Source organism: Streptomyces sp. NBC_01428, assembly GCF_036231965.1.
In the GTDB taxonomy this organism is placed as follows: domain Bacteria; phylum Actinomycetota; class Actinomycetes; order Streptomycetales; family Streptomycetaceae; genus Streptomyces.
The window spans coordinates 8,900,540-8,919,608 of the sequence record NZ_CP109499.1 but is presented as its reverse complement, the minus strand read 5'-3'; the positions used below and the strand labels follow the sequence as shown (position 1 = coordinate 8,919,608).

Genomic DNA, 19,069 nt, shown 5'->3' with positions numbered 1-19,069 from the left:
GGTCTGTGCACCACCGTTGGGAGACCGGCTGTGGCGACCGCTGCACGGTCTCAGTAGGCGGGCTTACATTGCGTGAGATCTACCGTCCGCCATGGAGGCACGGTATCTGGCTGACCTCTGGAGGGCCGCTCGTCGGACATACGTGAGCCGGACACTATTTCCCGCGGATTCCGGCCTGCGGCCGCGTGCCGCTGGTCCCCTCCCTACCGCAGCCTGCGCACGCACCATACCGGTCTACCGGCAGCCTCTCTTGTACTCACTCCACGTGCCCGGCAGCCTTCGTGGCCAAGCCAAGGGTTGCCGCCCCGCTCCGGGGCTGAAGAGGGCAAACCTTGCCGTCTGCAGTCAGGCGTCAGCCTGGAAGGGGACGACGAACGCCAGGACGGGAAGGCGCTCCCTTGCCGAAGCGTCGGGCGGAGGTCAGCCCATTGCGCACACGGCGGTCCGATAGAGGGCTTCTTCGGCGTCGCCCCAGGACCAGCCGCTCTCCGCCACCAATACGCGCCAGCCGGTGGGGCCGAACCAATACCAGAGCAGGTCGCCCGTCCGCTCGACCGAAAAGGCAGGAGGGGGATCCAGTGTGTGGAGATGGAGTGCGGCTTCCCGCAGTGCGGCCCGGTAGGCCGCAGTCGCCCGTTCCCACAGCGCCTCGCCATCCTCATGGACCGGCAGTGCTTTCCTGATCGCCTCGTGCACGGAGAACTGGCTCTCGTTGCCTACCCGAGTTCCGCGGGCCAGCGCCTGGAGCACCGACTCCCGCGTACGTAGGGCCAGCAGGCCATCCATGGCGTTCTCGTACCCCGATGCTGCTACGCCTTGGTCGACGATGCGATTGAGGATGTCGCCCTTGCTGCCGACACTCGCGAACACGGTCTTTGGGGCAACTCCAGCCGCCGCGGCGATGTCTGCCACGGTCACGCGGCCGTACCCGCGTGCGGCGAACAGGCCGGTGGCCTCGCGAAGGACCAACCGCCGATGGCCGTCACCCAGCCGCCCGTGCACAGCCCGACCAGGACCGAAAAGGTCATGGCGATCATCGTCGCCATTCTTTCCGGGATCGTGGCTTCGCTCGTTGCCTACATGATCGCCCGACACCTCGGCGCTACCGCGCTCGTGGGCGCCGGGTGGTCCGGTGGCTCCTTCGTCGCCGCGCTCGGCGTCGTGCGCGGCATCGAGAAGGAGCTCGGAATCCTGTAGTGCAGGTGAATCACGTTCGGCCCCGGGTCCCGTCACTCCGCGGGACCCGCTGCCAGCCGTCCAGCACCCCGCCCGCGGGACTCGGCCTGGACCACGAGGAGCGAGTGTTCTCGGGCTCACCCTGTCGATGCTGGGCATCGGCAACACTCCCCTGTCCGCGGCCTCCGAACTTGGCGAGCGGCGCCTGGCCATCATCCTGCGCGCGATCACGCGGCTCGCCCGGAACGACACCCTCATAGTGGGTTGGCGCATCTGACCGCCCTCAAGTTCCCGCTACCGATGCGCTCGGCGGTTCACCGGTGGCGGGGCCGACGCCCGCCCATCCTCAGCTTCCAAGCGCAGCGTGAACACATGCGGGTTCAGCATCGGTGCCTCTGCAACAACGCAGACCACTCGTACGCAGACCGGCACACCTCCCATCTCAGCAAGAATCACGGCACGACCGTGAGCATGGAGGTCTACGTGTTCGCCGCCATAGCCCCCGACGGCCGCTTCCAGCGCATCGAGGACCCCACCTTGATGCTCAAGGGAACCGACGCCGGCCCAACCTCGGCAGCGCCAGCACCCCCACCGGGCTCGGACGGTGCGGCGTCAGAGTTGGGGGACGTACGGGGCGAGGCCGACGATGAGGATGGACCGTTCGCCCGGTCCGGGCCCGGAGCCCACCCGGACCGGGCCGACGTAATGGCTGACCCTGTGGTCGTGGACGGCGTAGCCGTCCAGTGGGTCGGTGAGGGTGAACTCGGCGTGGATGTCCGCCCACGGGTCGTCGGGCTGCAGGCCTGCGCTGCCGGGGGTAGCGATGACATTCTGGCCACCGGTGACGTTGGTACGGCTGATCAGGTGGGCGAAGGTGAACGTGCCGGCCGAACCCCCGTCCTGGTGCAAGCAGTCGGGGGTGGACACGGCGTTCTGGCCGGGACCGTCGACGCCGAGCCTGATCAGGTGAACACCGGCCCACAGCGGTCGGCTTCCCAGATCCCTCAGCGCCAGGACCTGCTCGATGTCCCAGCGCAGGAGCCGTAGCAGCAGGGCGTTGCCACGCAGCTCCTCGGGGATGTCGGGGAGCACCCGCCGGGTCCGCGGGTGCGCAGGGTCATCCTCGCCCTGGAAGAAGTCGGTGACCGTGCCGTGAACGGGGTCGGGGGTTCCGGGAATCCAGGACAGTTCGTCCTTCCACGGCAGGTACACGGCATGGGAGTAGCGGCGGAACCGATGCGTTCCCGGGGCGTACGGGTCGGGCGGCAAAGCCGCGAAGACCCTCCGGATCCGAGCCAGGTCATCCTCGGCGGAGCCGGCCCGGATTCCGAGGCGTTCGGCGCCGTAGCGGACGAACCCGCGCTCCCGCAGACCGTCCATGTTCCCAGCCTCAACCATCTGTACCTTCCCGACAGCTGGTGACCCAGCTCAGCATCTGACCTGCCAAACCTGTCCCGTTCGCCGCCCGTTGGGGGGCGAGAGCCGCCCGTGACCGGAGCGGCGAGCCAGTCCCAGGCCCGCTCATACAGGGCGAGGTTCTCCTCGAGGTCCAGCCACATCTCCGTGGACAGCGTCTCGACGATGACCAGGCGCCGGCCGTAGATCCAGAAGCCGTGACCGGGGCTGCGACGCAGTTGGGCGGAGAGGAGATGATGACGAGCCTACGGTGTCGATGCCGATCACTGAGACGGTCGAGTTGTGCAGGTCCCTGAGCGACAGCGACACGCGTTCGCGGATCGGGTCTACGTCGAGAACTTTGGCGCTGATCTCCTGGCCGACGGCGACGACCTCGGAGGGATGGTTGAAGGGGCGCCATGACAGCTCGGGGACATTGATCATCGCTTCGAAGCCGCCGATGTCCACGAAAGTGACCAAGAAATCGGCGATCCGGGTCACCCGGCCGGTGACGATCTCACCTCGGTGAAGAGTCTTGAGGAAGGCCCATTTCCGGGTGCTCGGGGTGGGGTCGATCTCCCAGCGGGCGCGTACCACTCCGTCGCCGTCGGGCACGACGGCGGCGAGCAGCGGGACCCGGTCGTCGGCGTACATGGACAGGATCATCGCGGCGGAAGCGCTGGAGAGGCGGGCGGTGAGCTCCGGGAACTCGTCTTCGTCGGCGGTGGCGCTGCGCATCCGTCCATCTCTGCCCTGCCAGACACACTCGACGTGGCCCTCGGCGGGGAGCGTGGCGAGTACCGCGTCGATGTCGGAGGACAGGTCCGGCCAGATAGCCAGCCGAGCTCGGGGAGCGAGCCCGGCGCGGATCGTGTCGATGTTCTCGGGAGTGAGGCGGTGCCATCGCCCGGAGTTGTAGGCGGGCTGCTCTTCCAGGACCCGGGCGTTGGTCCCCGCCATCGACCAGCGCAACTGAGCCCAGAATTCGTCGTCGGCCGGCCGCTGGGGACCTTCGTCCTCGGCTTCGAACTCGTACGGCGAGGCGTCGATCCGCTCCGGGAACAATCCGAGCGCGCGGGTCCGGGCCACCGCTGTCGCGCAGGGCCGACTGCTGCCGATGTACACGTACTGGTCCCAGCCCACGTGCACGGCGAAGGTGTCCTCCACTTCCAGCCGACACCATGCGCCACCGTCGCGCAGCATGGTCCGTACAAGATCCATCGCGGTGCCGACCGAGACCTCCGCGCCATCGTGGAAACCGTCCGGCCCGGTCGGGAAGGCACTGGCCAGTCCGAAGCCGTCGATCGGTGCCTCCAGCCCGAAGTTCACGAATGGCACTGGGAGGTGCGGCTCGCGGACCGCCAGGCGGTCGATATCGGTGTCCGCGGCGAACGCTTCGATTGCTTGAAGGTAGGCACCCTCGACCTGGCCGTGGTCACTGACCGTGTCCTCGGTGCCCGTGTAGTGGCCGTGTTCGTCACGGTCGGCGGGGTCGTACTTGGTGACGCGATAGACGTAGGGCAGCACGCCCTCATCTTCCAGCATGGTTCGGATGCGACAACGCGCAGTGCCCCTACGTATCGAGGGGGCAAGCACTCAGGCCGCCAACTCCGAGCCGGTGTCGTTCCACATGAAGTCGCTTCTCGGACTGGGACGTGTCCTCACACGCCTGCGGGGCAGTAGCAGCGCCAGGGTCCGGCCACCGACAGACAAGCCAGAGGCGCAATCGCCGATGGAACAGCTACTCGGTTGTCGCCGTCAGGTTGTGCCACGCATGTCCGCAGGCGCCTAGGCAGTACGTGTCGCGGCGGCGAGTATCGGCAACGGCGAACACGGAAACGAGGACACGGAATGCCGTGACGTGTTCGGCGGCAGGGAGGCCGGCGAACCCGTGGCGGGGCGGGTCCATGCAGATCATGACCGAAGGGTTGGCTGTGGGCTTCACCCCGGACCGCGCCACCCCCGCACGGCCGTCAGCAGATGTAATGTGCGCCTGCATGGCATAGCCGGTGACTTCCTGCAGGACCTCCTGCTGCGTTGTCGGCGCGAGGCCGGAGAACCAGCCAACACCCGCGTCCAACGTGCGGAGCCCCTGGGCGATCTCGTTGACGACCAGCTCGGTCTCGCGCCGGAAGGTGCGGCCGTCGTCAGTGCTCGGTTCGGTCATCGCTTGATGATTTCACGATGCCTGGTGTAGGCGAAGGGCCTTGGCTGCCGAACTGTTCGCGTACTTCTCTCGAGCGCACGCGCCTTCTTCAGTCACTGCGCTTGGCCGCGGAGGCGATCACCGACGAGGAAGTCGAAGTCCCCCAGTTCAAACCGTGCCGCCCAGCCCGTTCATTTCCCTCCTTTCGACGGTCGAGGCGCGACCGGCGTCTGGTTGCTGTACCTCGCTGCTGTACGAGAGGAAGGCGTGAGGTACAACTACGCCATGACGACTCGACCGACGCCGGCAATGTGATGGGCTGAAACGGCGATCTTCCTTGCCCTAGCCGCCGCGACTTTCGCCGGATTCAGCGCGCTTCTGGTGGCATCGGTGCCCGAGGTTCGCCACGTCACAGTGGAGGGCGGGGCCTCCGTCGTGCTGATTGCGCTATCCGTCGGCGTCGGCGTCTTCGTGAGTGGCCGGTTCAGGGCATGGGGGCTGCGTCGGCGAGCCGTGTCCTGCACGCAGTCTTGAAAACCGTCGTGGCAGCGATGTCACCGTGGGTTCAAATCCCACACCCACCGCAGGTGAACGGTCACTAACCAGTGGGGAATTGGTCAGAGACCGTGGTCTCTCCAGGACCGTTACCTGCCGCTGTTCCCCATCGTTCCCCGCCTTAGCGGGCACGCAGGGGGCACGCCCGAAACTGGGGAGGACAAGCGATGTTGGTTCGACCAGGCAGTGATCAGTATCCGTCGAGAGATCAGCTTTGCTTCCTGTGCTCGCAGCGATTTGACCGTACTGGCATCGTCGTGATGTGGGCTGGTCCTGGGCACTTCATCTACCTCCACGGCGAACGCTGTGCAACCTCGTTCGTCCTTCGGCTGAGCCGGGACGCTTTGGAGGTCGAACACGCACAGCGGTCGACCGAGGCTCCGGTGGGCTGAGGCCTGCCCGCTGCGATCACTAGTCGAAGAAGTGAAGGGCCGGGTCTGTGACCTGCGACGGCGCAATCGATCAACGCTGCGACCTGCGACTTGGCCGTCGGTGGTTGTCAGCGTTGGTTGTCGTTGAGCGCCCTCCAACGGCCCCGTGACGGCCCGACGCCTATTGGATGCCACCGTCGTTCATGGTGGGCTGGTCGTCAGGGCGGCGTTGTCGTTGCCTGGCCGACCGGAAACCCACCACATGCCCAACGACGTACGCCAAGAAGATCAGTGCTCCAGCGAGCGCGAGCCGCGCCCATGGGTCGTCGTCGATCGCTTTCCATGCCAGCATGATCAACAGGAGGCCCCCCAGCGCCACCTGGAACCACCGCACAATGCCTTGCCGACCCCGCTCGGTCATTGAGCCCCCTCCTCGTTCGGCACATTGGCGGCGGTCGATGGATGCTTAATCACCCCACCGAGGAAGCCAGCGCAGAGCCCCGTGATCATGCGGCGAAGTAAAACAGGCGGCCAACTCATAGCCAAGAGGTTCGGCGCACCTCGGACCTGACATAACCCACCACTCGCCCTGGCTCCCATCCCGTCCGCCGTCGACCCGCACACCGTGGAGCGGGCGTGGTTCAGGTCTCCAGGTGGAGCGCGCCGCTGTACGAACGACCTGGACGCCATGGGCCACGTCCGCTCGGCTCTGCCTGGGTCGATGGTGGACGGGATGGTGCCCACTACGCTTGCCACGATGTGCCCGCGGCCGGGAACGGCGCCCCCTCCCACCCGGTGCCGACCGATCCCCCGCCGGAGGCGTCGTCTGTGACCGTGGGCCGCGAACGTCTCGGGTGCTCGACTCATGACCTCCGGTCCTATCCACAGTGGGCGGGCGTCGGCGCAGCTGGGGCGGAGCGGGCCGAAGGCAGGAGCGGCGCCCCGAGCGGAGCCGGGAGCCCGCCCGGTGGAGCGGAGCGCAGGCGGGTGCTTGATGAAGTAGGGAAAGTTCTATCCTTTCGTTCGCTGCGCTCCGCGCGGTACTCGTCCAACAGGTTGAAGAACATCTCCACCGCAGGCCTGTCGGCTGCTTCGGCTTCGCGCTCGATCTCTGCTGCCCACCCCCGGGCCCGTAACTGGCGGGCCCCGACGGTATTGGGGATTGCCCTCCTGCTGGAGCGCTAGCGGCCGTTGAAGAAGTCGGTGAGGGCGGCAGCGACGGCCTCGGGCTGCTCCTCGGGGATGTAGTGACCGGCGTCGGGCACGATGACGCCGGTCACGTTCTCGGCCCACGGGCTGATGGAGGCCGCCATGTCCGGGATCGAGCCGTGGCTGCTGGAGATTCCGAGGACGGGCGCGGTCAGCCGCCGTTGCCCGAGTGCCGCGTGGTTCTTGCGCGCGGACTCGGCGGCGTCGCGGTAGTAGGCGAGGCCGGCACGCAGGCCGCCATCAACGGCAAGGGCCGCGCCGTAGTGGTCGAGCTCTGCTTCCTCGAACGCGTCGGGCGCGAGGGACTTGGTCTGCAGGAACCAGCTGATGTACTCCCGCTCGCGGCCGGCTATCAGCGTCTCGGGAAGATGGGGCACCACGTGGAACGCGAAGTGCCAGGTCTTGAACGCCAGAGCCGGATCGAGAGAGATCGCTTCCGGCATGGTGATACCGGGAATTCCGGCGTCGAGCAGCGCGACCCCGTGCAGTCGGCTCTCGTAGTTCAGGGCGAGGGAGAAGGCGACCCAGGCGCCGATGTCGTGCCCGGCGAGCCAGTAGTCCCGCACGCCGAGAGCGTTCACAGCGGCCTGGATGTGCGCGGCGACCGTGTGCGTGTCGTAGCTCAGCTCCGGATGCTCGGAATTGCCTTGGCCCGGCCGGTCGATCGCTATGACCCGGAAGCGATCGGCGAGAGCAGGCATGACCTTTCGCCAGGCCCACCACGTCTGCGGGAACCCGGTGAGCAGGACGACGGCCGGTCCGTCCGGCCGACCGCCTTCGACGGCGTGCAGGCGGACGCCGTCGGCGTCGACCCAGCGGTGCGTGAATCCGGCCAGGTCATGCAGAGGCAGGGCGGGGACGGGGTTGGTCATGGGAATCCTCCATCGAGGCGGGTGGACCGTGATTCGACGCTAGCATGTCTTGAACCAATCAGTTCAAGATGGGAGGATGGGCTGCATGGCAGGCAAGAAGCAGTTCGACATGGACACGGTGCTCGACGCCGCGATGATCCAGTTCTGGCGCTCCGGCTACGCCGACACCTCGCTCGACGACCTGTCCCGGGCGACCGGCCTGAACCGCAGCTCGATCTACTCCTCACTCGGCGACAAGGACGCACTCTTCCTCCGCTGCCTGGATCGCTACGCCACGCGCTACGGCGCCAAGTTCAACGCCGCTCTCTCGTGCGCGGCCGCGGACCCCGTCGCCGCCGTCCGCGCGTTCTTCGATGTCACCCTGGGACGCATCGCCGACCCCGCCGTGCCCGACGGATGCCTAATGGCCCAGTCGGTCATGGCGAGTCCGGCGCTGAGCCCAAGCGTCGCAGAGCATGTCAAAGAATTGTTCGGCCAACAGCGCCCGCGCCTGCGCACCGCGCTGAAGGCCGGCGGAATGCCCGACGAGAGCGCCGAGGACTTCGCCGTACACGTAGCGGCCGTAAACCAGTCTCTCGCGGTGATGGGCAGGGCCGGGTCGAGCCCGGAGCAACTCCGGGCGATCGTCGGGGTGACCGTCGACGCGCTCGCGCGGGCGCTGCGCCGATGATCATGAAAAAGACGCTGACTGTTGCCGCCGTTGCCATTGCCGCCCTGGGCCTGGCTTCCCCCGCTTACGCAGATGATCACTCGAACTTCGATGGTCCGGTCGACTCGGCGGACAACTGGGACTTCGCCGCGGGAGTCGTCGCCATCCAGGAAGCAGCCGTAGTTCCGGTTCTCGGCGGCACGCCTGGCTACGTGGGCGACCACGAGAACAACGCCAGCAACGGCAACATCGTCGATCACTCGTAGCCGAGTACCCGGCCCGGAAGTCGGATCAGCACGGCAGCCTCGGGTTGCGCACCCACACAGTGTGCAACCCGAGGAGGAGAAGATCGTTTGCCAGGCATGAACCGTACACACCCAAGGCGGTTGTGGAGCCGCCGCTTCGACTCGATCAGCTCCCGGTCCGCATCGTCCAGGAAGAAGAAGCGCCCGAACTCCGTACGGGACGGCGGCTGCGTTTTGCCGGGAGCGTTCCTTTCACCGCGGCGCGAGCGCTACCTCACCCTCATCGACACGCTCCTGGCCCAGCCCAACGTGTGAAGGTCAGTCGCACACGACTATCGGAATCGTCTTGTAGACCGCCGAGGGACGTACTTGGTCACCAACTGGCCGTCCTCTCAAACCAGATCGTCGCCGACTGGCCCGCGCTCGCGCACCAGATCAACCCAAGGCAGTGGCCGGCGCCCGAGCCTGGGGCTCCCCTCGCCAACCCGGTGGAGTGCCGCCGTCAGACGACCATCCCAAAGGGCAGCCGACAGGTGGGGTCGCTGAAGAAGTGGGTCCAAAGTCCGTCCATGACTTCGCGAGGACGATAGCGCCCGAGGCCTTCCCTGCCGCCCTACCTGCTCGATGCGTTGGGGCGATGTCCTTGGTCTCATCCATGTCCTGGATAGTGCCGATCCAGAATTCGGATTGTGCAGAGTCTGGGCAACGTGACGCACGGCACCGCATAGTCGAGCGAGTCCGCAGACGTCGAGGACCGAGAAATCCGGTCCGTCTTCACTGACCTGCGGCCATTCCATTCGCAGTGTACCGAGCACCTTTCCGTGCTTCGGTGCAGCTGTTCCCGCGCGAAGTTCTCTGGAGCCTCCATGCCCGCTGACGCGCCCCTGCTTCCTGGGAGCCCCGTGGACGACGACCTCGACGCTAGGGTCGCCGACGTGACGGGAGCTGCCCACAAGCTCAGGATCTCTCTGCTCATGACTGGTTCGTGTCTGCCAGTCCTTGGTGCCGTCCTGCTGGCTCCCGTTCTGCCGAAGATGCAGGACCACTTCGAAGGCGCCCGTGGCGCCGAGGCATTGGTGCCGCTGGTGCTGACCATCCCCGCCCTGGCGCTCGCCCTGCTGGCGCCTTTTGCCGGGATCATCGTCGACCGGCTCGGGCGCAGGCGCCTCCTTCTGGTCGCGACCGTGGTGTACGCCCTGTGCGGTACGGCCCCGCTGTGGCTCGACTCGCTGGGAGGGATTCTGGTCAGCCGGGTCCTCGTCGGTGTCTGCGAGGCGGCCATCATGACCTGCTGTACCACGCTCATCGGTGACTTCTACCAAGGTCCTCAGCGGGTGCGGTACCTGTCCCTGCAGACCATGTGCACCGCGGCGTCCGCGACTGTGTTCTTCGTCGTCGGTGGGGCGGCCGGTTCGGCGGGCTGGCGTGTTCCCTTCTGGCTCTACGCGGTGAGTTTGCTCATCGCTCCCCTTATGGCGATTGCTTTGCCGGGGACGGAAAGGAAAAGCGCCTCGGATCGTCAGGCCCGTCCGGTTTCGGAGTACCGCCGCCCGTTCCCCTGGCGCCAGATGCGCTCCACGTGCGCGCTGACCGTCTTCGGAGCGATGGTCTTCTACACAGTGCCGGTGGAGATGTCGTATCTTCTCGACGACCTGGGCGTCACCAGCTCAGGTGTCATCGGCCTCGCCACGGCGGTGGCTAGTGCCGCAACGGTCGTGGGGGTGGTCGCCTTTGCGCGGATGCGTCGTGCGCCGGACGTGGTGCTGTCGCCTGTTCTCGCCGTTTGCTCGCTCGGCTTCGGACTGATGTACCTCGCCGACAGTGCCCCTTTCCTGGTTGTCGGAGCGGTGGTCAACTGCCTCGGCACCGGCATGCTGTTGCCGGCCCTGCTGATCCGGGGGATGTCCCGGCTTGAATTCGCCGACCGGGGACGGGGCACCGGGCTCTGGACGAGTGCGATGTTCGGCGGCACGTTCGTCCTGCCTCTGGTGCTGCTCGGCGTGGAGAAGGCTGTTGGGGCCCTCGCTTCGGCCGTAGGCCTGTTGGGTGCGGCCACCGCGCTGATGGCTGCCGGGTTGCTGTGGGCCCACCGGCGCCAGGCTGCGGGTGGGCTGCTTGGGGACGCGGCACCGGAGCAGTCCGGCTGACGGCGGCCGCTTCCCGGGACAGACCCTTCGTGCTGTGGACCGGGGCTGCCCCCTCCGGCTTTCGCACCGTCTGTCTCCCGTCCGTTGACCTGGGGGAAACACAGCTTTAATGTCGTCAGTACACCAATCATTGGTCTACTGATCATATCGGTGGGGTGCGCTCAATTCCTCTGCGTCTCTTGCCCCGCCCCTCCATGGAGGCCGTATGCCCAGCGTCCTTACACCGCACCTTGCCGTCGTCGGCGGCGGGATCGGCGGGCTCGCTACCGCCCTCGCCATTGCCCGCGCCGGCAGCCGGGTGACCCTTGTCGAGAAGGCAGCGCAGTTCAGCGAGATCGGCGCGGGCCTGCAGCTGGCTCCCAACGCCTCGGCCGCTCTCGCGGAACTCGGCGTGCTCAACGCGGTCCGCGAAAGGGCTGTAGCCCCACCGCGCCTGGTCATGATGGACGCCCTGAGCGGTGACCAGCTCACCTCACTCGACCTGCTCAGCGACTCCTACCGTGAGCGTTTCCAGCACCCCTACCTGGTCACTCACCGCACCGACCTCCACGCCGCCCTGCTGGCCGCCTGTGAGCAGCATCCTCAGGTCAGCCTGCACACGGGGCGCACCGTCCTCGGCGTGGACCAGGACAGCTCCGGAGTGCGGCTGCGGTTCGCGGAATCGCCGGAAGAACTGGCTGCGGACGCAGTGATCGCGGCTGACGGGCTCCACTCCCGTCTGCGGCAGGCCCTTATAGGGGACGGCCCACCCGAGTGTTCACGTTATGTGGCCTTCCGGGGAGCGCTGCCCGCCGAGCGGATGACCGGCCGGATGTCGAAGCATGCGGCTTCGGAAGCCGTCATGGTCTGGGCGGGTCCGCGCATGCATCTGGTGCAGTACCCGGTCCGCCGCGGGGAGCTCTACAACCAGGTGGCCGTGTTCGAGAGCGACAGCTACGCACCCGACTCCGACGACTGGGGCACGGAAGCCGAACTCGAGGAGCGGTTCGCCGGCACGTGCCAGGCCGTGAGGGACGCGCTGCCTCTGGTCTCCCGCGACCGGCGCTGGCCCCTCTACGACAGGGCCCCTGTCGACCAGTGGGTGTACGGGCGGATCGCGCTCCTGGGGGATGCAGCCCATCCGATGCTGCAGTACCTCGCCCAGGGCGCCTGCCAGGCGCTCGAGGACGCCGTCGCGCTAGGCCGCGCGCTGGAGCAGTCGGGCAGCCTGGACGACGCCTTCGCCACGTACGCCTCCCTGCGCAGTCCGCGCGCGGCACGCATCCAGAAGAGCGCGCGCCGCTTCGGGGAGATCTGCCACCTGGAAGGCATGGGAGCCACGCTGCGCAACACGCTGCTCGCATCCCGCTCCCCCGAGAACTTCGACGACATCTCCTGGGTCTGGACCCCGGCCACGGCCGCGGCTCCGGCCCTGTGACGCACCGACAGGACATCAGGAGCAGACCATGACCGAAGATCCCGCCTACAAGGCCCTGGAGAACCTCGGCGCAGCCCCCCTGTGGCGCTTCTACGGGAACCTCTTCCCCGCCGAGCCGCGCAGCCGCGCCGTGCCCTACCGGTGGAGCTGGAAAGACCTGCGCCCCCAACTGCTGCACTTCTCGCAGACGCTGTCGCTCGACGAAGCCGAGCGGCGGGTGCTCATGCTCGTCAACCCAGGTCTCACCGATCCGCCGGCCACGGTCACCACCCTGTACGCGGGGCTGCAGATCATCCTGCCCGGCGATACGGCCCAGGCACACCGGCACACGTCCAACGCCTTCCGGTTCATCCTGGAGGGAACCGGTGCGTGGACCACGGTCAACGGCGAGCGGGTCTTCATGGAACCCGGTGACCTTCTGCTGACACCGGGCTGGCACTGGCACGACCACACACACGAGGGCAGCGAGCCGATGATCTGGCTGGACGCCCTCGACTACCCGCTCGTCAACGCCCTCGAAGCCGGCTTCTACGAGAAGTACCCGCAGCGCCTGCAGCCGGTCACCCGGCCCGACGACGCGGGCAGCAGGCAGTTCCTGCACGGCCGCCTCACCCCCGCTTGGCTGGCCCCGGACGGCCCCAACTCCCCCGTCAGCCGCTACACCTGGTCCGAGACACAGCGCGCGCTGGACGCGATCGCGGACAGCGCCGAGGGCAGCCACGTCGACGGCATCGTCCTGGAGTACACCAACCCGTGGACCGGCGGGCCGGTCATGCCCACCATCGGCTGCCGCGTGCAACGGCTGCGGCCCGGATTCGACGGCGGCGGTCACCAGCACACCGCCTCGACGATCTTCAACGTCGTACACGGTGAGGGCGCCACCATCGTCGACGGCGTGCGGCTGGACTGGGCGCAGCACGACACCTTCGCCGTCCCGGGCTGGGCAACGTACCGGCACGTGAACACCTCCGGCGCCCAGGACGCCGTCCTCTTCTCCTACAGCGACGAACCCGTCATGCGATCGCTGGGCCTCTACCGCGCCCAGAGCGCCGATCCCGGCGCCTGAACCCAGCCCACTGCAATCAACGAAGGAGACGCTGATGCGTCTTGCCCTCTTCAACAAGGGACGACTCGGGTACGTCGACGGATCCGACATCGTCGACGTCACCGAGCAACTCGCTCCATTCGCGGCCTCGCCCTCCGGCGCTCTGCAGCAATACATCGAAGGTGTAGCCCGCGGAGGACAGCCCACGATCGACCTGACGGGCTGCGCACGCCTTCCGCTCTCCGACGCCGTCTTGGAGGCACCCCTCCCCCGGCCGGGGAAGATCGTCGGGGCGCCGGTCAACTACCTCGACCACAAGGCCGAGATGGAGTACACCACCTCCATCGCCGACCTCGGAGTGTTCCTGAAGGCGAACTCCTCGGTGATCGGCCCGGGCCAGGACATCGTGCTGCCCTACAGCGACAAGCGCACGGACCAGGAGGGCGAACTGGGTGTGGTCATCGGCAGGACAGCCCACCGGATCAGCGCCGACCAGGCCTTGGACCACGTCTTCGGATACACCTGCGTCCTCGACATCACAGTGCGCTCCGGAGAGGACCGCTCGACCCGCAAGTCCTTCGACACCTTCACCCCCATCGGGCCCTGGGTCGTGACCACCGACGAGATCCCCGATCCGGACCGGCTGGACCTGCGCTGCGATGTGGCCGGTGCGACCCGCCAGCACACCAGCACGGCTGATCTGATCTTCGGAGTCCGCGAGCTGATCGCCTACACGTCCTCGGTGATGACCTTGCACCCCGGTGACGTGATCGCGACCGGCACCCCGGCCGGTGTCGGGCCGCTCAGCCATGGAGACCGCGTCGTCGTCGAGATCGAGCGGATCGGCCGACTGGAGGTCGGCGTCGACGGCTCGCGGTCCACGCCCTACGACCAGCGGCCCGGTCGCTGAGCGCCGGCCCCCGCCGACGTGGTGCCCCCATAGACTGCCCAGCGACTGACCGCTGCAGGGCGGCACCACGTCGGCACAGGAAGACGGAGACCGTGGCACGCGCACTGGATGTTCACCACTACATCGGGCACCTGATCCGGCGTGCCGAACAAGTGCACACCGCCCTGTGGTCCCAGCATGTCTCACGCGATATCACCTCGCAGCAGTTCGCCGTGCTGAACGCCCTGAGCCGGCAGCCCGGCGTCGACCAGCGCACTCTGGCGCGCCTGACCTCGTTGGACCGTTCCACGGTCAATCAGATGGTGCGCCGCCTGACAGACCAGGGGCACGTCAGCCAGCTGCGCGACACAGCCGATCGCCGCCGGACGCTGCTGGAGCTGACGGCGACGGGAAGCGATCTGCTCGCGGCGCTGATCCCGCCCGCCGAGGCGATCAACGCACAGATCCTGCAGATGCTGCCCGAGGAGCAGCGCGCGGTGACTCTCGACAGTCTGCGCCGGATCGCCCTTCTGGGCGAGGAGACGGCCGGCGACGCATAGCCCGCGCGGCAGGATCCCGCCGCCTCCCCCTTTCCGGGCGGAAGAACGAACCCCTGCAGTCGAGGCCCGTTTACGCAGCGGGCTGGGGTCGGTTCCCCTGGCGAGGGGAGCCGACCCCAGCCCGCCTCCGTCAGTTCAGGGTGCTGTCGGTGAACGCCCGGTCCATGGCCTTGAGCGCGCTGGGTACCGAGGCGGTGCCGGCGAAGAGGTTGTGTATCTGCTGGAAGTGGACCTGCTGGACGGTGGAGTTGGGCCACGTCTGGTCCATGAAGGGGACGGTGGTCCCGTCCTTCTGGCGGCGGGCCACCTCCGCCACCGCTGGATCCGCCTTGAACGTCGCGTTGGGTATCGCCGGAAGGGTGGCGCCCTTGCTGTTGTAGAGATTCTGGCCCCGTGCCGAGGCGAGGAAGTCGACGAAGGCTTTCGCTTCCTTCTCGTGAGCGGGGTGCACGTTGAGGCCGTAGGCCGCCGATACCGCGGCGGGCATCCGGGTCTGCGCCGGATCATCGCTCGCGGGCAGGGCGTGCATGGCCAAAGAGATCCCGGGAGCGGCCGATCTGAGTTCGGCGAGGGCGCTCGCCACCTGGACGACGCCGACGGCCTTTCCGGAGGCGACCTGGTCCAGGCTCTGTTCGTAGGTGGTTGCCAGAGGGTCATGGCTGAAGCACCCGCGCTCGTTCATCTGCAGGTACTTCTGGAGTGCTTCGCGCCAGGGTGACTGCGCGAAGCTGGTGTGGTGCAGCGCCATGTCGGAGGCGAAGTCCGGCTGCGTCGCATACACCGTTCCGGCTGCGAGGGAGTAGGAGACGAGCTGGGTGACCCACGGCGTCTTGTTGCCCAGCGCGAACAGAACCTTGCCGTGTTTCTGGGCCCTGTCGCACAGGTCGAGGACCTGCGTGAACGTCGTCGGCGGGTGTCCCCCGATGCTCTTGAGCGCGCCGGTCGAGTAGATCGCTCCGATCGCGCTGTAGCTGGCCGGGACGATGTCGATGTGGCCGCCGGATCCGGCGACCGACATGACGTCTTCGGGCAGATCCCAGGCGTACCGGTGGAGCGTGAGGTCCTGCAGAAGGTTGCTGTCGGCCAGGGTCGCGGCCGAGGCGGGATTGCCGCTGCCGGGCCACACGGTGAAGACGTCGGGCCCCTTGCCGGCCTTCAGTTGCCGTGGCAGTTGCTTCTGGAGGGCACCGGTGTCGGCGTAGCTGACTTTCACCCGGATGTTTGGATGGCTCTCGCGAAACGCCGTGACGACGGTGCTCATCGCGACCCGGTCGGTGACGTTGGCCATGATGACCAGATTGGTGCCGCTGTGGCCGCTGGAGAGGCAGCCGGTCGCGGTCAGGAGAGCGAGCGCGGCGGCACTCGTGGTCAAGCGTCTGATGAGCGGCACGGGTTGTGCTCCTGGCGGTGGGAATCGCGGAGGGACGGCCCGGTGAGGCAGGCCCGGGCCTCGCGGGCGGCGGGGCCCGGGCCTGCGGGTCAGGAAACGGTGATGGTGCGCTGGGTGGTGATGTCGCGGGAGGAGTGGGCGGTGGCCAGGGTGTAGCTGCCGGGCACCAGGGTCCAGGCGTTGGACTTCCACACGGACAGTTCGGTCGCGGGTATGGAGAGTTCGACGCGGGTGGAGGCCTTGGCGGCGAGGGAGACCTTGCGGAAAGCGACCAGGCGGCGGGGCTCGGCTGCCGCGGCGCTGGGCAGGGTGGCGTAGATCTGTACGACGTCGGTTCCGGTGCGGGTTCCGTTGTTGGTGATGGTGACGGAGAGGGTGACGCGCTGAGTGGTCTTGTCGTAGGAGGCTTCCGGGGAGCCGTGGGCGAAGCTGGTGTAGGACAGGCCGTGTCCGAAGGGGAAGCGCGGTGTCTGGCCCTTGGTGTCGTAGTAGCGGTAGCCGACGGCGGTGCCCTCGTCGTAGCTGACGGTGCCGTTCACGCCGGGGTAGGTCGCGGCGCTGGTGCCGGGTCCCTGGGTGGCGTCCTGCGGGAAGGTGACGGGGAGTCGTCCGGAGGGGTCGGTGTCGCCGAACAGGATGGCTGCGAGCGCGGTGCCGATGCCGCGGCCGCCGTACCAGGCCTGAAGCACTGCGGCCACGTCGCCGGCCCAGGGCATCGCCACGGGGCCGTCGGTGTTGAGGACGACGATGGTGCGCGGGTTGACCGCTGCGACCTGGCTGATCAGCTGGTTCTGGTCGCCGGGCAGATCGAGCCGGCCATGGTCCATGTCCTCGCCGGCGATGCGGTTGACGAAGACGACGGCTGCGTCGGCGCTGCGGGCGGTCGTCACGGCCGCGGGGATGAGCGAGTCGGGCTGCCATCCCAGGGTGAGGCCGCAGGTGCCGGTGTCGGCGGTGGAGTTGGTGTAGGTGACGTCGATCCTGCTGGCCTGACCGGCGGTCAGGTCGGCGGTGCCGTGCAGGGGATAGTCGTAGGGACCGAGGAAGAAGCGGCGGCTGTGGCGGGTGCCCTCGACGACGGTCTTGGAGCCGATCGTGAGCCGGGCCGTTCCGGACGGGAGCAGTGAGAAACGGTGCAGTCCCGTGCTGGAGGAGGTGATGGTGCCGCTCCACTTCGCCGACCAGACGGCCGGGAGGCCGGCCAGCGGGGCCTGGGTGAAGTCGACGTTCTGCACGGTCTGGGTCGCGATGGGGGTGCCGGTCGGCTCGGCGCCGGCGTAGTAGGCCACGTCGAGGCCGGCGGCGCCCTTCGCGGTGCGCAGGGCGGTGGCGGGGACGGTGGTGAGGGGGACGTCGCCCTTGGTGCCCTGGGCGGCGACGACGGTGGTGCTGCCTGCCCGGTTGCGCAGGGCCTGCAGGGGGGTGGTCCAGGTGCCGGGGTCGACGTAGCTGGACCCGGAGATGCCGGTGAAGGTGTCCGTGTCTGCGGGGCCAATGACGGCGATCTTCCCGAGCGATGCGGCCAGCGGGAGGGCCTTGTTGCGGTTGGTCAGCAGGACGGTGGCGCCGGCGGCCGCCGTGTGGGCCAGGTCCTGGTGGGCCTTGGAGCTGACGTTGGCCGCGGGCGTGGGCAGGGGGTGGTCGAAGAGGCCGCCGGCGAACATGGAGATGAGGATGCGCCGGGCGGCGTCGTTGAGGCGGTCGGTGCTCACCGAGCCGTTGGTGAGCTGTCCGGGAGTGAGCTTCACGCCGCCCGGGCCGAGACCGGCCAGGTCCATGCCGGCCTTGGCGGCGGCGACTTGGTCGTCTCCGGCCCAGAAGTCGGGAACGGTGAAGCCCTGGAGACCCAGGTCGTTCTTGAGGAGGGAGAACAGGGCGGGACTCTGACTCGCGAACGTTCCGTTGATCTTCGGATAGGCCATCATGACCGACGCGGTCGGCGACGTCTGCACGATGCGGCGGAAAGGGCCGGTGTGGATCTCGCGGAGGGCTCGGTCGGCGATTTTCGTGTCGGTGGAGAAGCGGTTCGTCTCCTGGGTGTAGCCGGCGAAGTGCTTGACGGTGGGGATGACGTTCTGGCTCTGCATGCCTAGGGTGACCGCGCTGCCGAGCTGCCCGGCCAGGTGGGGGTCCTCGCCCATTCCTTCGGCCTGTCGGCCGAAGTGCCAGGTCCGGGTGATGTCCACCGTCGGCCCCAGCAGGTTGTTGTAGCCCTTGGCGCGGCCTTCGGCTCCGATGGCGGAGCCGATGTCGTGCAGGAGGTCCGCGTCGAAGGTGGCTGCCTGGGCGAGGGGCACGGGGAAGGCGGTGACGCCCTGTTCGCCGCGCAGGCCGGCGGAGGCGTCGGCCATGGTCAGGGCGGGGATTCCCAGCGAGGTGAGGGCGGCGAAGTCGCAGCGGATCAGTGATTCCTTCTGGGCCGCCGTCATCGTGGCGAGGAGGGTGTCCGCCCGGTCTTTGGGCGACCCGGCAGCAAGTGCACGGCCGGTGAGCGCCGGTGAAAGGCCCACCGTGATGGCCGTCAGTGTGGCAGCAGATAGGAACGTTCGTCTGTTCACAGCGGCTCTCCGAAGGTGAGTAGCTGCCGTCCGGCGGTCCCTGGGTTGCGCGCAGTGCTGCGAGTGGCGCAGAGCAGGGGGATCCGCCGTGGTTGGCAGGCGTGTGTCTGCTGCCAGTCAGCAGCGACTCGTGGAAACCGAGCCGTTCACTGCCCGCAGCCGGCCGGGGAATCTGCCGCGTCCCGCGACAATTCCCTCAGCGACGGCGGGCGCCTGCTCCCGGAACGCCTCAGTTAACGAACGGGAAAATATGGGGGGTTGCATTCCCGGTCAACCCGTTGATCCTCATCAGTTCTGACGAGGGGTTTGACCAGGCGTAACGTCTTCGATCCGTGTTGAAAGTTTTCATTTTTGAGGCGTCCGGCGGACGTATTCGGTGCGTTGATGACGGACATTCATGGTGCTGATGCAGGGCGTTCGAGGCTCCTTTGGAGCGGAATTCCGT

At 67.7% G+C, this 19,069-nt stretch carries 17 protein-coding genes and 1 pseudogene; 9 read left to right on the top strand and 9 right to left on the bottom strand.

The features are described from left to right. Positions 1-420: 420 nt before the first annotated feature. Positions 421-1,002 carry a TetR family transcriptional regulator gene (locus OG406_RS38825; RefSeq protein WP_329190551.1) on the bottom strand — a complete coding sequence of 194 codons (582 nt, stop codon included), beginning with the start codon at positions 1,000-1,002 and terminating at the stop codon, positions 421-423. Here OG406_RS38825 and OG406_RS38820 point away from each other — a divergent pair. Together OG406_RS38820 and OG406_RS38815 are read left to right on the top strand one after the other, a co-directional pair. Next, the gene (locus OG406_RS38820) at positions 976-1,197 is read left to right on the top strand and encodes a hypothetical protein (RefSeq protein ID WP_329191120.1); all 222 of its coding nucleotides are present in this window, start codon (positions 976-978) and stop codon (positions 1,195-1,197) included. The two genes, OG406_RS38825 and OG406_RS38820, sit on opposite strands and share 27 nt — an antisense overlap. A 127-nt stretch (positions 1,198-1,324) precedes the next feature. Then, complete coding sequence (locus OG406_RS38815; RefSeq protein WP_329190549.1) at positions 1,325-1,453, top strand: hypothetical protein; 129 nt, start codon at positions 1,325-1,327, stop codon at positions 1,451-1,453. 335 nt (positions 1,454-1,788) lie between these two features. Here OG406_RS38815 and OG406_RS38805 read toward each other — a convergent pair whose 3' ends face one another. The 5 genes from OG406_RS38805 to OG406_RS38785 form a co-directional block, all read right to left on the bottom strand. Beyond that, entirely contained in the window at positions 1,789-2,574 is a 786-nt protein-coding gene (locus OG406_RS38805) for a 2OG-Fe dioxygenase family protein (RefSeq protein ID WP_329190547.1), read from the bottom strand. A gap of 123 nt (positions 2,575-2,697) precedes the next feature. Continuing rightward, complete coding sequence (locus OG406_RS38800; RefSeq protein ID WP_329190545.1) at positions 2,698-4,116, bottom strand: S1 RNA-binding domain-containing protein; 1,419 nt, start codon at positions 4,114-4,116, stop codon at positions 2,698-2,700. Positions 4,117-4,312: 196 nt separating this feature from the next. Then, positions 4,313-4,738, bottom strand: coding sequence for a DUF5958 family protein (locus tag OG406_RS38795; RefSeq protein ID WP_329190543.1), 426 nt, complete (start codon positions 4,736-4,738; stop codon positions 4,313-4,315). Between the two features lie 1,086 nt (positions 4,739-5,824). Continuing rightward, a complete protein-coding gene (locus OG406_RS38790; RefSeq protein WP_329190542.1) occupies positions 5,825-6,064 on the bottom strand; it encodes a hypothetical protein in 240 nt (79 codons plus the stop codon). Between the two features lie 760 nt (positions 6,065-6,824). After that, positions 6,825-7,724, bottom strand: coding sequence for an alpha/beta fold hydrolase (locus OG406_RS38785; RefSeq protein ID WP_329190541.1), 900 nt, complete (start codon positions 7,722-7,724; stop codon positions 6,825-6,827). 85 nt (positions 7,725-7,809) lie between these two features. Between OG406_RS38785 and OG406_RS38780 the strand changes: the two genes are divergently transcribed. Both OG406_RS38780 and OG406_RS38775 read left to right on the top strand, forming a co-directional pair. Next, positions 7,810-8,394 carry a TetR/AcrR family transcriptional regulator gene (locus OG406_RS38780; RefSeq protein ID WP_329190539.1) on the top strand — a complete coding sequence of 195 codons (585 nt, stop codon included), beginning with the start codon at positions 7,810-7,812 and terminating at the stop codon, positions 8,392-8,394. Continuing rightward, positions 8,391-8,639, top strand: a complete 249-nt coding sequence (locus OG406_RS38775) for a hypothetical protein (RefSeq protein ID WP_329190537.1) — start codon at positions 8,391-8,393, stop codon at positions 8,637-8,639. Before OG406_RS38780 ends, OG406_RS38775 begins: the two co-directional genes overlap by 4 nt. A 110-nt stretch (positions 8,640-8,749) precedes the next feature. Here OG406_RS38775 and OG406_RS39525 read toward each other — a convergent pair. Next, positions 8,750-8,842 (bottom strand): annotated as a pseudogene (locus OG406_RS39525) (DUF4158 domain-containing protein); the annotation flags it as partial. A 642-nt stretch (positions 8,843-9,484) separates the two neighbouring features. Here OG406_RS39525 and OG406_RS38760 point away from each other — a divergent pair. From OG406_RS38760 to OG406_RS38740, 5 genes are all read left to right on the top strand, one after another. Next, the gene (locus OG406_RS38760; protein WP_329190533.1) at positions 9,485-10,765 is read left to right on the top strand and encodes an MFS transporter; all 1,281 of its coding nucleotides are present in this window, start codon (positions 9,485-9,487) and stop codon (positions 10,763-10,765) included. 205 nt (positions 10,766-10,970) lie between these two features. Then, on the top strand, positions 10,971-12,182 hold the full coding sequence (locus OG406_RS38755; protein WP_329190531.1) for an FAD-dependent monooxygenase: 1,212 nt from the start codon (positions 10,971-10,973) through the stop codon (positions 12,180-12,182). A gap of 28 nt (positions 12,183-12,210) precedes the next feature. Then, positions 12,211-13,248 carry a cupin domain-containing protein gene (locus OG406_RS38750; protein ID WP_329190529.1) on the top strand — a complete coding sequence of 346 codons (1,038 nt, stop codon included), beginning with the start codon at positions 12,211-12,213 and terminating at the stop codon, positions 13,246-13,248. A 34-nt stretch (positions 13,249-13,282) separates the two neighbouring features. Next, on the top strand, positions 13,283-14,137 hold the full coding sequence (locus OG406_RS38745; protein WP_329190527.1) for a fumarylacetoacetate hydrolase family protein: 855 nt from the start codon (positions 13,283-13,285) through the stop codon (positions 14,135-14,137). Positions 14,138-14,229: 92 nt separating this feature from the next. Continuing rightward, positions 14,230-14,676, top strand: coding sequence for a MarR family winged helix-turn-helix transcriptional regulator (locus OG406_RS38740; RefSeq protein ID WP_329190525.1), 447 nt, complete (start codon positions 14,230-14,232; stop codon positions 14,674-14,676). Positions 14,677-14,806: 130 nt separating this feature from the next. On the opposite strand, the gene OG406_RS38735 is transcribed toward OG406_RS38740, so the two are convergent. After that, positions 14,807-16,066, bottom strand: coding sequence for an ABC transporter substrate-binding protein (locus OG406_RS38735; RefSeq protein ID WP_329190524.1), 1,260 nt, complete (start codon positions 16,064-16,066; stop codon positions 14,807-14,809). An 89-nt stretch (positions 16,067-16,155) separates the two neighbouring features. Further along, on the bottom strand, positions 16,156-18,495 hold the full coding sequence (locus tag OG406_RS38730; protein WP_329190522.1) for a beta-glucosidase H: 2,340 nt from the start codon (positions 18,493-18,495) through the stop codon (positions 16,156-16,158). Positions 18,496-19,069: the final 574 nt, after the last annotated feature.

Bases quoted from the DNA above. Each gene is read 5' to 3' on its own strand.
- OG406_RS38820 (WP_329191120.1), top strand. From the start codon at position 976: ATGGCCGTCACCCAGCCGCCCGTGCACAGCCCGACCAGGACCGAAAAG.
- OG406_RS38785 (WP_329190541.1), bottom strand. From the start codon at position 7,724: ATGACCAACCCCGTCCCCGCCCTGCCTCTGCATGACCTGGCCGGATTC.
- OG406_RS38750 (WP_329190529.1), top strand. From the start codon at position 12,211: ATGACCGAAGATCCCGCCTACAAGGCCCTGGAGAACCTCGGCGCAGCC.
- OG406_RS38790 (WP_329190542.1), bottom strand. From the start codon at position 6,064: ATGACCGAGCGGGGTCGGCAAGGCATTGTGCGGTGGTTCCAGGTGGCG.
- OG406_RS38780 (WP_329190539.1), top strand. From the start codon at position 7,810: ATGGCAGGCAAGAAGCAGTTCGACATGGACACGGTGCTCGACGCCGCG.
- OG406_RS38730 (WP_329190522.1), bottom strand. From the start codon at position 18,495: ATGACGGCGGCCCAGAAGGAATCACTGATCCGCTGCGACTTCGCCGCC.
- OG406_RS38775 (WP_329190537.1), top strand. From the start codon at position 8,391: ATGATCATGAAAAAGACGCTGACTGTTGCCGCCGTTGCCATTGCCGCC.
- OG406_RS38815 (WP_329190549.1), top strand. From the start codon at position 1,325: ATGCTGGGCATCGGCAACACTCCCCTGTCCGCGGCCTCCGAACTTGGC.
- OG406_RS38755 (WP_329190531.1), top strand. From the start codon at position 10,971: ATGCCCAGCGTCCTTACACCGCACCTTGCCGTCGTCGGCGGCGGGATC.
- OG406_RS38760 (WP_329190533.1), top strand. From the start codon at position 9,485: ATGCCCGCTGACGCGCCCCTGCTTCCTGGGAGCCCCGTGGACGACGAC.
- OG406_RS38745 (WP_329190527.1), top strand. From the start codon at position 13,283: ATGCGTCTTGCCCTCTTCAACAAGGGACGACTCGGGTACGTCGACGGA.
- OG406_RS38795 (WP_329190543.1), bottom strand. From the start codon at position 4,738: ATGACCGAACCGAGCACTGACGACGGCCGCACCTTCCGGCGCGAGACC.
- OG406_RS38800 (WP_329190545.1), bottom strand. From the start codon at position 4,116: ATGCTGGAAGATGAGGGCGTGCTGCCCTACGTCTATCGCGTCACCAAG.
- OG406_RS38805 (WP_329190547.1), bottom strand. From the start codon at position 2,574: ATGGTTGAGGCTGGGAACATGGACGGTCTGCGGGAGCGCGGGTTCGTC.